This is a genomic window from Micromonospora sp. CPM1 (genome assembly GCF_023896895.1).
In the GTDB taxonomy this organism is placed as follows: Bacteria; Actinomycetota; Actinomycetes; order Mycobacteriales; family Micromonosporaceae; genus Micromonospora; species Micromonospora tulbaghiae.
On record NZ_JAMHIU010000023.1, the window covers coordinates 51506 to 64877 of the forward strand.

13 protein-coding genes and 1 pseudogene are annotated in these 13372 nt (G+C 68.0%); 7 read left to right on the forward strand and 7 right to left on the reverse strand.

What is annotated here, in order from left to right; genetic code table 11:
* Positions 1-487 precede the first annotated feature (487 nt).
* Together M8C11_RS24605 and M8C11_RS24610 are read left to right on the forward strand one after the other, a co-directional pair.
* Positions 488-1147, forward strand: coding sequence for a DUF1345 domain-containing protein (locus tag M8C11_RS24605; protein ID WP_252453500.1), 660 nt, complete (start codon positions 488-490; stop codon positions 1145-1147).
* Positions 1148-1406: 259 nt separating this feature from the next.
* Positions 1407-2399: a mechanosensitive ion channel family protein gene (locus tag M8C11_RS24610; RefSeq protein ID WP_252453502.1), complete on the forward strand. Its 993-nt coding sequence runs from the start codon at positions 1407-1409 to the stop codon at positions 2397-2399.
* Between the two features lie 215 nt (positions 2400-2614).
* Here the strand turns inward: M8C11_RS24610 and M8C11_RS24615 are convergent, their stop codons facing one another.
* The 5 genes from M8C11_RS24615 to M8C11_RS24635 form a co-directional block, all read right to left on the reverse strand.
* Positions 2615-3457: an aldo/keto reductase gene (locus M8C11_RS24615; protein WP_252453505.1), complete on the reverse strand. Its 843-nt coding sequence runs from the start codon at positions 3455-3457 to the stop codon at positions 2615-2617.
* Positions 3458-3629: 172 nt separating this feature from the next.
* Positions 3630-4070: a DUF4259 domain-containing protein gene (locus tag M8C11_RS24620; protein WP_252453508.1), complete on the reverse strand. Its 441-nt coding sequence runs from the start codon at positions 4068-4070 to the stop codon at positions 3630-3632.
* A 518-nt stretch (positions 4071-4588) separates the two neighbouring features.
* A complete protein-coding gene (locus M8C11_RS24625; RefSeq protein WP_252453511.1) occupies positions 4589-5371 on the reverse strand; it encodes a hypothetical protein in 783 nt (260 codons plus the stop codon).
* Complete coding sequence (locus M8C11_RS24630) at positions 5368-5970, reverse strand: RNA polymerase sigma factor (protein ID WP_252453514.1); 603 nt, start codon at positions 5968-5970, stop codon at positions 5368-5370. The genes M8C11_RS24625 and M8C11_RS24630 overlap by 4 nt, the downstream gene beginning before the upstream one ends.
* Positions 5967-7082 (reverse strand): acyltransferase, encoded by a 1116-nt coding sequence (locus M8C11_RS24635; RefSeq protein ID WP_252453517.1) that lies wholly within the window; start codon positions 7080-7082, stop codon positions 5967-5969. The genes M8C11_RS24630 and M8C11_RS24635 overlap by 4 nt, the downstream gene beginning before the upstream one ends.
* Before the next feature lie 149 nt (positions 7083-7231).
* Here M8C11_RS24635 and M8C11_RS24640 point away from each other — a divergent pair, with 149 nt between their 5' ends.
* Entirely contained in the window at positions 7232-7750 is a 519-nt protein-coding gene (locus M8C11_RS24640; RefSeq protein WP_252453520.1) for a hypothetical protein, read from the forward strand.
* Positions 7751-7941: 191 nt separating this feature from the next.
* Positions 7942-8508, forward strand: coding sequence for a hypothetical protein (locus tag M8C11_RS24645; RefSeq protein WP_252453522.1), 567 nt, complete (start codon positions 7942-7944; stop codon positions 8506-8508).
* Positions 8509-8529: 21 nt separating this feature from the next.
* Here the strand turns inward: M8C11_RS24645 and M8C11_RS30335 are convergent, their stop codons facing one another.
* Positions 8530-8658 carry a hypothetical protein gene (locus M8C11_RS30335; RefSeq protein ID WP_255498986.1) on the reverse strand — a complete coding sequence of 43 codons (129 nt, stop codon included), beginning with the start codon at positions 8656-8658 and terminating at the stop codon, positions 8530-8532.
* Between the two features lie 528 nt (positions 8659-9186).
* Between M8C11_RS30335 and M8C11_RS24650 the strand changes: the two genes are divergently transcribed.
* The 3 genes from M8C11_RS24650 (at position 9187) to M8C11_RS24660 (ending at position 12169) form a co-directional block, all read left to right on the forward strand.
* Positions 9187-9522, forward strand: coding sequence for a hypothetical protein (locus tag M8C11_RS24650; protein WP_252453524.1), 336 nt, complete (start codon positions 9187-9189; stop codon positions 9520-9522).
* A gap of 713 nt (positions 9523-10235) precedes the next feature.
* Complete coding sequence (locus M8C11_RS24655; protein WP_252453527.1) at positions 10236-10532, forward strand: hypothetical protein; 297 nt, start codon at positions 10236-10238, stop codon at positions 10530-10532.
* Positions 10533-10843: 311 nt separating this feature from the next.
* The gene (locus tag M8C11_RS24660; protein ID WP_252453530.1) at positions 10844-12169 is read left to right on the forward strand and encodes a polysaccharide pyruvyl transferase family protein; all 1326 of its coding nucleotides are present in this window, start codon (positions 10844-10846) and stop codon (positions 12167-12169) included.
* 314 nt (positions 12170-12483) lie between these two features.
* Here the strand turns inward: M8C11_RS24660 and M8C11_RS24665 are convergent.
* Positions 12484-13011 (reverse strand): annotated as a pseudogene (locus M8C11_RS24665) (zinc-binding dehydrogenase); the annotation flags it as partial.
* Positions 13012-13372: the final 361 nt, after the last annotated feature.

The following is a 13372-nucleotide window of genomic DNA, read 5'->3' on the forward strand; positions in this document are numbered from 1 at the left end:
CGAGAAGCGTCAGGCCGTACCTTGGCGGTTGACCCGCCCCTCCCGGGCCACCTTCGACCGGCTATGGTCGCGCTCGGTGCCGGCTGATCCAGTCGCGGTGCGCTCGTGTCGCTGACTCGGGGAGTGCTCCACGGTGGACCCCTGCCGGCCCCGTGCTCCGCTGCCCGGGTGCCGGCGGCCCCGCGCCGACTCGCCACCGCTGTCATGCTTGTTGCGCTGTTGGCTTCCCATGCCCGGGGATACCCGGTGCCTGGGAGCCCATGCTTTCGCGCGACGGCTCGTGAAGGATGCCGCCCTCTTCGAGCATGACGGTCAGCGGCTGAACGGGCATTTGCCGCCGACGCCCGGTACCAGCCCTGTGAGGCTCAGGGGCGACCACTACACAACTCGGTCCTCGGAGCCTCCGCGATTCCGGGGATTCACGCCCAATCCGGTGATAGCTCCCGATTTTCCGTGCCCCATCCGGCCTAGCCGGAACGCTCGACGGATGGAGCAGGGATCGGGAGGACGGTATCTGGGGCGTCTGCTGTCGGTCAGGCGTGTCCTGTGGTCGCTGGTCGTCGGTGTTGTCGCCGGGACGGTCACCGCACTGATCGGGGCGCCGGAATTGACGCCGCTGGTGATCTGGACAATCGCGGCGGGCACAATCCTCGTGTGGGTGTGGCGGTCCTGCTGGCCGGCGAGCCCGCAGCGTACCGAGCAGCTTGCCGAGGCGGAGCAGCGCTCCCGATCCACCGACTCGGCGATCCTGATCGCGTCCGTTGTCAGTCTCGCCGCCGTGGCCGAGGCGCTCGTCCGCGCCTCGGACCGGCAGGACGTGGTGGCTGTCGCGCTGGTGATCCTCAGCGTCGTTGCGGTGGTGCTGGCGTGGACGCTGGTGAACACAGTCTTCGCGTTCAAGTACGCCCGGATGTACTACTGCGACGACGGCCGTGGTATGGACTTCAAGCAGGACGATCCTCCGGCGTACGCCGACTTCGCATACGCCGCCTTCACGGTTGGCATGTCGTACGCGCCGGGAGAGAACGAACCGACCAGTAATCGCATGCGCCGGGTGGCGCTCGGACACGCGCTGCTCTCGTACACCTTCGGAACCGGCGTCCTGGCCGTCGCCGTCAACCTGGTAACCAACCTGGGCCAGTCGTGACACACGGGGGATGTCCTTCGCGCGCTGCGGCAACGGAGCCGAGTGGGCGAAATGGACCAGTGCTTCGTCCATGCCGCGACGCGCGGTGGACATCCGCGCGGGCCGCACCAGGAGGGGCGAACGGCGGCGATCGGATCGAGGCTCCGACCGCTTGGGCGCGCCGCGTGACCGCGAGCGTGACGGATGGGAGTGCTTCGGTGAGGGTCGCCGGTAGCAGGAAAGCTGGTTGATGACCACGAGGATGGTCCCGGTGGTCCCGGTGGTCGCGGTGGCCGTGGTTGTCGCGGCGGGCCTGCTGGCCCGCGTGCTGTTCCGGCGTCGCGCCGCTGTTCACAGTTACCGTTGGCTGCTTGCGCCGCTGTACCGCGCGTCCCGACGCCCTGCCGTCACCGTGCTGCTTCTCGCGGCGCTGTATGCCGGGATCCGCGCGTACCCGGGTCCGGGGCCCCGTGTCGTCCAGCGCGTCGTCGTGGTGCTGTTGATCGCGGCCGTGACGTGGCTGGTGCTTCGCGCCCTGCACATCGCCGAGAGGGCCGCGTTCAGCCGGCTGCCGGGCGAGACACGGGCCGACCGCCGGGCCCGCCGCGCCCGCACCCAGATCCGACCGGTACGGCGCCTCACCTCGGTAGTGGTGACTGTCGTGGCGATCGGCCTGGTCCTGATCACGTTCCCTCCGCTGCGCACAATCGGGCTGTCCGTGCTCACCTCGGCGGGTGTCGTGGGCGCCCTGCTCGGGCTGTCCGCACGCACCGCGCTCGGCAACGCCTTCGCCGGCATCCAGGTCGCGTTCGCCGACGGACTTCACGTGGGGGACGTGATCGTGGTCGACGGGCAGTGGGGCCGCGTCGAGGAGGTGAAGCTGACGAACGTGGTCATCCGGCTCTGGGACGACCGGATGCTCATCCTGCCCACCACCTGGTTCACCGAGCACCCCTTCCAGAATTGGACCCGGCACGAGACGCGGGTGGTCGGCGAGACCCGGCTCCACGTCGATCACACCGCCGACCTGGACGACCTCCGCGCCGAGACGAGGCGGATCATCGAATCGTCACCGCTGTGGGATCGACACCAGTGGGTGTTGCAGATGGTGGATGCGACGCCCCAGACCGTCGTCGTGCAGGTCCAGGCATCGGCGGCCGACGGACCGAGCGCGTGGGACCTTCGCTGCGATGTGCGTGAGGGGCTCATTCGGTACCTGCGCGACCACCACCCCGAGTGGCTGCCCCGCACCCGCGGCGAGTTCCACCCCTGAGCCGCCGTCGAGGTCCCGAGCCCGCTTCTCAGTTCTCCGGCCGGGTACCGGTCGGCTGCCTGGGTGCCCCACCGCGCGCTCGAACCTCCTCCATTCCCTGAGCAGAAGCAGGTCCTCCATGTGTGCTGTTCCGTCAGCTCTCGACGAGATGGAACGATGGGCGCTCGCCCTGGATCTGCGCCGTGGCCCCGCTCCACCGCCGAATCCTCCGGACGCTACAACATCTCCAGCGGTTGCGGGCCGGTCGGCGGCGGGAACGCCGCGTCGAGTGCCGCCACATCCTCCTCAGCCAGATCCAGGTCGCGCGCTTCCGCGTTCTCCCGTGTGTGTTCCGGGTTGGACGACCGGGGGATGGCCGCTATCGTCCCCTGCCGCAGCAGCCAGGCCAGCGCGACCTGAGCAGCCGTGGCCTCGTGCCGTGCGGCGACCTCCGCGACCTGGGGGTGCCCGAGCAGCCTGCCCTGCTCGATCGGCGAGTACGCCATCACCGGGATCTGGTGCTCGCGTAGCCACGGCAGCAGATCGAATTCCGGACCGCGGCGGGTGAGGTTGTACAGAACCTGGTTGGTCGCGCAGGCGCCCCCGCCCGCCTCCAGGAGGTCCTGCATGTCAGAAAGGTCGAAGTTGCTCACGCCCCACTGCCCGATGTCACCGGCCTCGACGAGTTCGCCGAAAGCCTCGATGGTCTCGGCGAGCGGATGCGCGCCGCGCCAATGCAGCAGATAGAGGTCGATGTGGTCGACGCCGAGCCGTTGCAGGCTGCGCCGGCAGGCCCGCACAGTTTCTCGTCGGCTCGCATTGGATGGCAGCACCTTGTCGACCAGAAACACGTCAGCGCGTCGTCCGACGATCGCCTCGCCGACGAGCTCCTCGGAAGCACCGTCACCGTACATCTCGGCGGTGTCGATCATGGTCATGTCCAGGTCGAGCCCAGCGCGTAGGGCGGCCAGCTCATCCCGTCGCCTCGCGGGGCGCTCACCCAGGTGCCACGTGCCCTGGCCGAGCACGGGCATCGTCTGGCCGGACGGCAGTTCGATCGCGTCGGCGGCGAGGGTCATGTCGTGACCTTTCCCGAGCCTGGGTACCAGTGGGTTGTCGAGTGCCTTCCCGCTGGGACAGCAAGCACTCTCGAGGCAGGACCATTCTCAGCGCAGCGGCGAGCGCATGTCCGGACTGTCTTGCCCTCGAACGCGTGCGTTGCCCTGTTTACGGTGCCGACACGCGCGGTCCCTAAAGCAGCGCGATCTGGCCGGGCAGTTCGGGCGGACCGGACAGCGCTGCGCGGAGCTTGTTGATTTGCGGGAACTCACTCGCTCCCGCCTCGCCCCACAGGCTCCGCCACTCCGAGTCGTCGCCGAGCACCCGGTCAAGTGCTTCGACCGCGAGCTGTGGCAGGTCGTCGTCCAATGCAAGGGGCTCACCAGCAAGCAGGAAGTCCGGCGCGTACGGCGAGGTTATCGGGTCTCCGCCGGGCATCTGAGATGCCACGATGGCCGCTGCGGCGATGGCCGAGGCAGCGTCGTCATGGTCGAGGTACCCGGTGTTGAGCGCTGCCGTTGTCAGAGCAGCACGAACCTTTGCCGGCCGGGCAGGCGGATCGGCATCGTGGAGGTCACCGCACCAGTCGGCGGCGCTGTCGTTGTCGAACGGGCCGTCATCCCAGGCGCCCATGTGCTCCTCCTTCACGTTCCCGGTGAGCGGATCATGAAGCCAAGCGAGGGCGGACGCAAGGGCGCGAGAGCGCCTGGCTGTACAGCCATCGGTGCAGCCGAGCTGGCCGACAGTCGTGGGTGACGAGCGACAGAACCGGCAAGCGGAGCGGGTCAGCTGCACGGCCTGATCTTGGGAACAGCATGCGTGACGCGCGGGAACGCTTACCGGATCGTCCTGGGGACCACACAATTCATCACGTACGCGCGTACTGCTGAATTTGTGCCACGGGAATCAGCCGAACAGGCCCGATTCGAGGTGCTCGGCTGCCACCTTCAGGTGGCTGCTGTCGGGGTGGACGGTAGACCCGCTTGGCGAGCGTGCCGCCGTCGGCGTGACCGGCCCCAGGCCGCCAGCACGACATCGGGGTACCCCGGCGCCGGCGAGGTAGGTCAGGAAGGCTCGGCGACGACATCAAGCGTTTGCAGGACCGTAACCGGCAACGGTGCGAGGGCATGCCGGCCTGCCGAACCGCCCTCTCAATCCAGCTTCGGTTGTTCGTACAGTTCGCGGGCGGACAGGTTCACCGTGCTGCCGTCTGCGAGGCGGACGGTCAGTGTGGTGGTGTTGCTGCTCGACTCGTCGAGGCCCTCGGGGTACCAGGCGCCGAAGTAACCGTCGCGAACGGTTGCCCGCGCCGTCCGTGACGAATGGCCATCCTTGGTCCGCAAGTTGATCTCCACACTCGTCACCTGTGAGCCGACGTGTCCCGCCATGATCCGGACGTAGCCTTCGTCGGTGCGTAGTTGACCCCACGAGTACAGCTCGACACCCCCGGCGCCGAGCCGCTCGGTGCTGGTCAGCACGGTAAGGATGCTGGTATTCGTCACGTCTCCGTTGCGATCGCGGAAGCACGTCTGGCTTCCAGCCGGCGACACGGCGTTCACGTATGCGTACTCGCCGCGTTTTTCACCGATGACCACCCTTGCGACGCTCGCGTCCTGGGCAGACAGACATTTGCCGGTGAGGTCGCGTGCCTCGGTATCCGAGATCGGACTCGGCTCGGGCGTCCACGACGCAAACGCGGGCCCAGCGTTGACAAGTGTCATGGTGAAGGCGACAGCGGCGGCCAGCGCTCCGGCCGCGCCGGCGATCGCCAGGCGAGGCCGACGGTGCGGCGTGCGCGCTGGTGCTGGGCGTGGTCGCCGATCAGTGGCGACGATCCGCTCGAGCAATTCTCGCGCGGGTTCCTGCCCGACGCGTGCGGGCACCGGGACCGCGGCAGCGCGGATTGTCTGGTCGAGGACATCGTCGTGGGTCATGCGGAGCCTCCGCGTCGTGAAGGGCCGGCCGGTGTGGGGATGCTTGTGGGTTCGCTGTTCGGCCGCTGACCAAGATGCTGACGTAGGCGGCGGCGGGCACGCAGCAGGCGCAGACTGAACGCGGGCCGGGAGATGCCCAGGACTTGTGCTGCCTGCGGCCCGGTGAGGTCTTCGATCGCGGTCAGCGTCAGCACTTCCTGATCGGCGGATGACAGGCGCTGCCAAGCATTCATCAGGTCGATGCGGGTAGCCGCGAGGTCGGCCTCGGCGCTGCTCGGAGCATCGGGTTCCCGTAGGACGCGAAGCGCGAGGCTCTGCTGCCGCTGGTCGCTGCGCTGCCGATTGTGCAGAACATTGCGGGCGACGGTGAACAGCCAGGCGCGGGCCTCGTCGAGTGGTTTCGGTACTTCGTCCAAGCGGCGCCACGCTATCAAGAACGTCTCGGCGACCACGTCTTCGGCGACGGCGAGGTGCGCACGGCGTTCGACGAAGAGCAGCAAATCGTCATACGCGGCTTCGAACAGCTCGCGGAAGGCGGAATCAGCATCCGCGGTCGTTGGACCCACACTCTTCCTCGGCGCGTTGCGTCTGATGGTCATTGTCGTCGCCGGTCCAATACGAAGCCGCGAACCAAGGGTGCGAGTGGGCGCTCGACGAAGCGATGGACAAGCCAGGCTGCCGCCAGCAGCCCGAGCACGGTGCCGCCGATCAGTATCGACGCGGGGAGGTTGGTCTCCTCGTACACGTTGCGGATCACGCTGTAGCCGATGCGCGGGTGCAAAAGGTAGAAGGGGTAACTGAGTGCACCCGCGGTGGCCAGCCAGAGCATCTTCACCCGGTCGGTGTAGCCGAGCGCGATGATGAGCATCAGAAGGTACACCCCGGTGAGCAGTACCGGTGCCGGCCAGACGGGCACCTCGAAGCCGGGCTTCAACTCCAGGGTCCGCTCGTGCACGCGCTGCAGGCTGACCAGCCACGTGGCGAGCAACAGCACCCACAGCCATCGATCGGATCGGTTGCGGCGAAGCAGGAACAGGGTAATTCCGGCGATGAAGTACGGCGCGAAATCGGACATCACGACCTCGTCCAGGGCGGCACCCCGGAAAACGGGCATGACCACGGCGACGGCCAGCCACACGGCAGCGAATATTTTTGCTCCCCGGTCGGTCAGCTTGGCCGCAAGAATGCACGCCGCGATCAGATAGAACCGGAGCTCGATCCAGAGGGTCCAGTACACGGTGTCGACAAGCGGCGTGTTGAGGGGCTCCGCCAACATGGTCAGGTTGACCAGCACGTCCCACCCGTCCGGCGGAGGTGGGAAGGGCAGCCCGCCGCTGATCGGCAGCACTGCCGTTACGGCTGTCGTGGTCAGCACACACACCCAGAACGCCGGATAGAGTCGCGCGGCGCGGGAGGCAGCGAACTCGCGAACCGTGCGCCCCCAGCCGCTCATGAGGATCACGAATCCGCTGATCAGAAAGAACGTCTCGACTCCGAGGAAGCCATAGATCAGCACCGGTGCCGCGTCCGGCAGGAAGTATGCCGGCGGGCGCACCCCGTCCAACCTCCACGAGTCGCCGAAGTGGTATCCGGCCACCGCAAGAGCACAGATCAGCCGCAACCCGTCCAGCACGTACAACCGTGGCGCCCGCCCGGGAGGGCTGCTGACGGGCGGCGGCGTCGGCGCGCGGTCGAGCAACGCGGTCGTCATGCTCTGCTCCTGTCCTGGATACAGGACTGCATCCAGGACAGACATGTGCAGCACCGCGTCAAGTGCTACAGGTGATCACCGTCACCATCCTCTGACGAAGCCGGGCCAGTGTCGCGAACCAGAACGCGGTCCCGCTGCGACAGGTAGGCATGGCCGCCCAGGACGACGCCGAACTCCTGGCCCTGACCGCAGGCGGCGACCGGAGCGCCTTCGAGGCGTTCTACCGCCGGCAACGCGGACGGACCGGTGACCTGGTCATGGAATGGGAGTCCAGCCCGAGCGGCACCTACACCGAGCCACGCGGCGACTCGATCGAGGTATGGGTGTGGCGCTTCACGCCCGTACCCGTGAAGATCCTTACCGTTGCTGGCTGGTTACTCGGGGCAGCCTCAGAGTGGTTGCTTGCCCGGACTGTCCTGCGTCTGGCACACCGCCGCGCCGTGATCGGGCTGGCTGCCGTTGCGGGTGTACTCGCGCTGTCGACGGTTGCGACAGTCATTTTCACTGCGCAGAATCTACTCGATCTGCCGATGCGCAACGGCCGGCCGACAGCGATCTGGACTGCCTACTTTCCGTTCCTCATGCCGTTCGGCTTTCAATTCGGGCGACGATCGTCTGGGGGCAAAAGCGGCTGCTGCCCTGAGGGCGCTCTTCCAAACCGACGGTGACCCTCCGTCACGGCATCGGCACGTTCGTGCGTGAAAGCCGTGGGCTGCACCGTCACGATCAGCCACGTCGATCTGATCGAGATGCACGGTGGGCGTCCGGATCTGCGGGATCTGCCGCCTTCGGTGTGGTGCTTGAGCCCAGCCGACGAGCCGACGGATGAATGGCACACCGTGCGGCTACGCTGCGGGCCATGTCGACAAGAGAGGACCACGTGTTCGATGCGGTGGTCCGACGTATCGCCGCCGGCGGGTACATCGACGAGGTGCCAGCCAGCCGGGTAGGGCCGCTCCGACCCGCGCCGCCTGCCGCAGTCGCGCAGGCCGAGCAACTGGCCGGACGATCATTGCCGTCCCTGCTGCGCCGGCTCTATCTGGAGGTCGGTAACGGCGGCTTCGGCCCCGGTTACGGTCTCCTCGGCCTCAGGGACGGACATCGAACTGGCGGCCGGGACGCGCTGACCGGACTCAAGGGCGGCGTCCTCACTTTGTGCGACTGGGGCTGCGGCATCAGCAGTGAACTCAACCTCGCTGACGGCCAGATTTGGGGCTACGACCCGAACCCGGCCCCGGACGGCGTGTCTTGCGCGTTCCCGCAACACATGACGATCGTTGACTGGTTCTCGAAGTGGGTCGAGGGCACGCTGTACCAGCCATGGCTGGTCCAGGACCCGACGTCCGGCGAGTGGCGCGGCGCAACCGACATCGAGTACGGGGAGATGATCGCGGAGGCTTTTGGCCCCAGCGGCGAGGAGGACTGACCGCGGACGCTGAGGGGGCGGTCAGTTGTTCCACAACCAGTTCGCGAACAACCCGCCACAGCACATTAGCGGCACCAGGAGCACTGCCATGAGCACGGCGATATGCGCACCCACTTGCAGCCGATCGCTCAGCGGGTCGTCCTGGTTCATGCCCGGAGTATGCCGGAGCGAGCTGACCCAAGACCTCGGGCTCCGCCCCGAACCCCGACCCTCAGAGATGCCGCCGAAGATCACCTCGCCGCGCGCCACAAGGGCCACCAACCTCCCCGGACGGGGACCAGGTCATTCGTCCGGTAGGGCGCTTTCCACCTGGACCCCCGTCGCTGCGAAGCCGGTCGCGAGCCCTAACGCGACGAGCAGGGCGAGCTGTAGGCGCCGGGGATGCTGCCCGATCAAGCGTCGCATGGAAGTCGATTGCACAGCGAGACTGATCACCCCGTACAGAACGAGCAGGCACAGCGGATAGAAGAGAACGGCCGCGATGGAGGCTTTTATGGCCGTGAACCATAGGGGCGGCCTGCTGGTGCCGCTACAGCCCTTCGTACAGCCGAGGACAGCGGCAGTGGCCGACGATGCCCGACAACCACGGACGGGCTGAACAGGCGCGTGACGGCTTGACCAGTCATCCGCGACCCTCTTCTAATCCCAAGGCACCCTGCCCCGGTTAGGGTCCTCCCTGTGGCAGCAGGTGGCGACTTCGGCGAAGTCTGGCGGGTCTACGCCTCCGGCGGTGAACTGCTCGGCGAGATCGAGGTCGAGGAGCACGACATGCCCTGGCACCGGGGCAGGTTCAGACCTCAACCAGCGTTCGAGCAGTTGCGACCGCTCTTTGATGAGTGGAACCGTGCGGTTGACTCCGGCGATCCGGAGCCGATCGACCAGGCGTACGAGGCGATCCGCGCCGCAGTCACGATGACCTGTCCCGACGGCCGCCAGGTCCCCGAGTTCGTGCTTGGAGTCGAAGGTGACCACGCGGGGTTTCGATGGCACGACGAGCCCTTCGGTGACGACTAGCTCGCCTCGGGATCTCCCAACACCGAGTTGGACGGGCCATCCATGGGAACAAGGCCGGGTTACGGAGGCCAAGCTGGGCCGCCAGCGACCAGGCCGAGCAGGAGAATCGCCGTAGCCGAGCCCGATCTTGTCCAGTTCCCAAGCTGTCAGTCCCCTTGGTCGTCCTCGACCAGGTAGCCCACACCATCGCAGGTGGGGCAGGGCCCGAAAACGCTTCCCATCCCCTTACCCATGCCGGTGGTCTTCACCATGCCTGGAAGCCGCGCAGCCCCACGGCATTCCGGGCACCGGCGACGAACGCTCCAGCGAGACGCAGATGGCTGAGTGCCCTGAGGATCTGGTTCCACACTGTCGAGCGTATGCGTAGGGCTTACCCGGGCCCAGGCGAGCGATCCGCATCTGGTCCGCAAGAGGCCGACGGACGACGGGGGAGCGGTGTGAGATGCCGAGAGGCGTTTCCGCTGTTAGAAGCCCGTCCACGCAGCTCGCCGAGTCGCCCGTCCTGATCTCATGATCCCTTGGTCGCAAGTTCGAGCCCCGCCCACGGCCGCAACGGGCCCTATCGACCGATTCCCGTGGCACACCTACGTAGCTGGCGTCCGTTCATGCCCCCTCTCCTACGCCTCGACCATGGATCCCGCCCCACGATTCCGCCGGGACACCCCCATCCGATCCCGGGGGACGGCCGCGCTGCCCCCGTTTCCTATCGAGCGGTGTACGTGTTGGCGGCCCTGGCGACGTTGTGTTGGTGCGGCGCGGCGTACGGCGGTCGGATTGTCTTTCTCGGCCGCGACATGGTCGAGGGCCTGCTGAGCTTCGTCGGACTCCTCTGGCTCGCCGCGTTCGAGATGCTCGCGTTGCTGTTCACCCTCACCACGGCTTTCGAACTGCGCCGGCGCAACTCGCCTCGTGCCGCCCTGGCGACCGGGCTGGTCGCAGTCGCCGGGGTGGTCGTGACGATCGTGTTCGTGTTCTGGGTCGCAACGGCGACAAGTCAGACGGGCCCGTAGCGAGGCTCGGGGATGGCATCGCCTCGGGTCGCTGCCGAGCCGTTCGGGGACGCCGGACACGTCTGGGGCTTGTACCGGCTCGGTGATGTAGAAGGTGTCGGTGACGGTCGACGTCAAGATCGAACGCCACGGCTCGCTCGCCCAGACGCTCCGCCGACCGCTGGGACGCGCTCAGCCGGCAGTGGGATCCGGACCGACGGGGAGACGGTAGGATTTCGGCTCCTGCACGGAACGGGGCCGTGTTCGGCCGGTCGCGCCGATTCGGCCTCGCCGGGCGCCGTGGCGTCCGGGACGAAGGGTGGACACCCCGGATGCACCAGCGGATCCTGCTGCGAGCCCGCAAGGGCCCGTTCGACGTCGTCACCGCCGAGGAGACCTACGAGCGGGACTGGATCGGCAAGAACAGCGGCAACCTGGTCTTCAGCCACGCCGCGCACAAGCTTCTGGCCACCTCGGCGGCGGAGATCACCCCGTCGCGGTTCCGGGCGGACCCGGGCGATGCCGACGAGATCAACGAGAAGTACGACGTCTTCGTGATCCCGCTGGCCAACGCGTTTCGCCACGACTACGCGAACCGGCTGGTGTCGATGACCCGGCTGATCGAGCGCCTCAAGATCCCGGTGGTGGTGCTCGGGGTCGGGGCGCAGACCGACGTGGACGGCGACCTGGAGTACCTGCGCCCGATCGACGAGCCGGTGAAGGCGTTCTGCCGGGCGGTGCTGGACCGGTCGCACAGCATCGGTGTACGCGGCGAGATCAGCGAGACCTACCTGCGTACGCTGGGTTTCTCCGCCGTCGAGCAGATCGGCTGCCCGTCGATGTTCCTGCACGGCGACAGCTTCCGGGTCGAGAAGGCGAAGGCGACCCTGGGTGCCGAGGATCGGCTCGCGTTCGTCATCTCGCCATATGTCCGCGCGTTGGCCCCGATCGTCCGCCACCACCACCAGCGCTACCCGAACCTGCGCTACCTGGCACAGGGCCTGTACACCCTCGGCACCCTGCTCTACGGCGACGCACCGAATTTGCGCGGCAAGACCGACGACATGCCGATCCACACCTCGCACCCGCTCTTCGTCGAGGACAAGGTGCGGATGTTCGTGGACCCGTGGCCCTGGATGGAGTATCTCTCCGGATTCGACTTCGCCTTCGGCACCCGGATCCACGGCACCATCACGGCGCTGATCGCCGGCACTCCCGGGTATCTCCTCGCACACGACTCGCGCACCCTGGAACTGGCCCGCTACTTCGACATCCCGCACCGGTTGATGCGCGACGTACCGGCCGACGTCGACGCCGCTCAACTCTACGAGGAAGCCGACTACACGGCCCTGAACGAGGGGCACAAGGAGCGCTTCGCGCGGATCACCGCGTTCCTCGCCAAGCACGACCTCGGCCTTTCGTTCGCCGACGGGGACAGCGCCACCCGCTTCGACGAGCAGGTCCGCCAGACCGTCTACCCGCAGGCGGTCCGGCCGGCCTCCGCCCACACCACGGACGAACTGCTGGCGCGCATGCAGTGGCTGCGGGAAGAGAACCGAACGCTGCAGCAGAAACTCAAGGCACGCCGCGCCAAGCCACTGCGCGAGCAGGTCAAGCAGGCGGTGGGCGGCCGGGTCCGCCGGATGCTGTCGCGCTGACCGTCGGACGCCTGTTCGGCAGCGGGGTAGCCGGCGTCGGCCGCCGCGACGGTGCCCGGCCCGGTGCCGACGACGACCCCCCGCCGTCCGGCCCACCGCGACCGTTCGTGTACGTCGAAGCGCCATTGTCGACAGTGGAACGCAAGACCTGCTGGTCTCTGGCGGAGCGGGCGGGGCACGATGATCCGCAGGCGATGCAGCGGCTGCTGCGCACAGCGGTGTGGGACGGCAATGCCGCGCCCGTAGCCGGAGTGGGGAGTCAGAACTGAAGCAGTGACGAATTTGTTCCGTGCGCTGTCGGCAACGACGACAAGTCAGCTGGCCGTTCGGCCGCCGACCAACAACAGTGACTTGCCCACCGTTGTGCGTGCGGCAAGTGCACGGTGGGCATCAGCGGCCTGCTCCAGCGGGTAGGCGGCGCCGATCGCCGGCCGCAGCCGTCCCTCCGCAGCACGTTCCAGTGCACGGCCCAGCAGCTCGCGCACGGTTTCCTGGTTCGGGGGACCGTCCAGTAGCGGAGCGAGCACCCGTATACCGCGGCGCGCGGCCGACTCTGGGTCCGGTGCGGCGAACCCGTCGGCGGTGCCGTAGGTGACGAACCGGCCGCCGTCGGCCACCGCGCCCAAGGCGGCCGTGCTGAGCGGGCCACCCGCCCCGTCGTAGACCAACGCCGCACCGCCACCGGTCGCCTGCCGCACCCGGCGGATCCAGTCCGACCGCGTGTAGTCGACGGCAGCCTCCGCGCCCAGCTCGCGGGCCAGTGCCAGTTTGACGTCGCTGGATGCGGCGGCGACCACCCGGGCGCCGGCATCGACGGTCAACTGCACCAGCAGCGAGCTGGCTATTTCGGTGCCGCGCTGTCTGAACGCTCGCTCGTCCCCGCCGACGGCGCCCGCATCGCCGGCACGCGCCTCGACGACTGGCGAACGCGGGCGGCCCACGGCCGGTAGACCGGCTCACCCGCCGGTCCGGGCCACACGGCCCCCCGCCGGCCGTCGCCCACCGCCAACGCCTCTCGCCAGGCCCTCGACGCAGCTGGAAACCGCGGCTCCTGTGGCATCCGCACTTCCAGGTTCCCGATCGAGACGCCGCTCAGGACGGCGCCGTCGCCGAGCAGGTCAGCCCGAAACGCGCTCCCGCGACCGGCGTCAGGCCGCTGTCCGGGCGCGGACGAGAGGGTCGCCGGTGGCCTCCTTCCGAGAG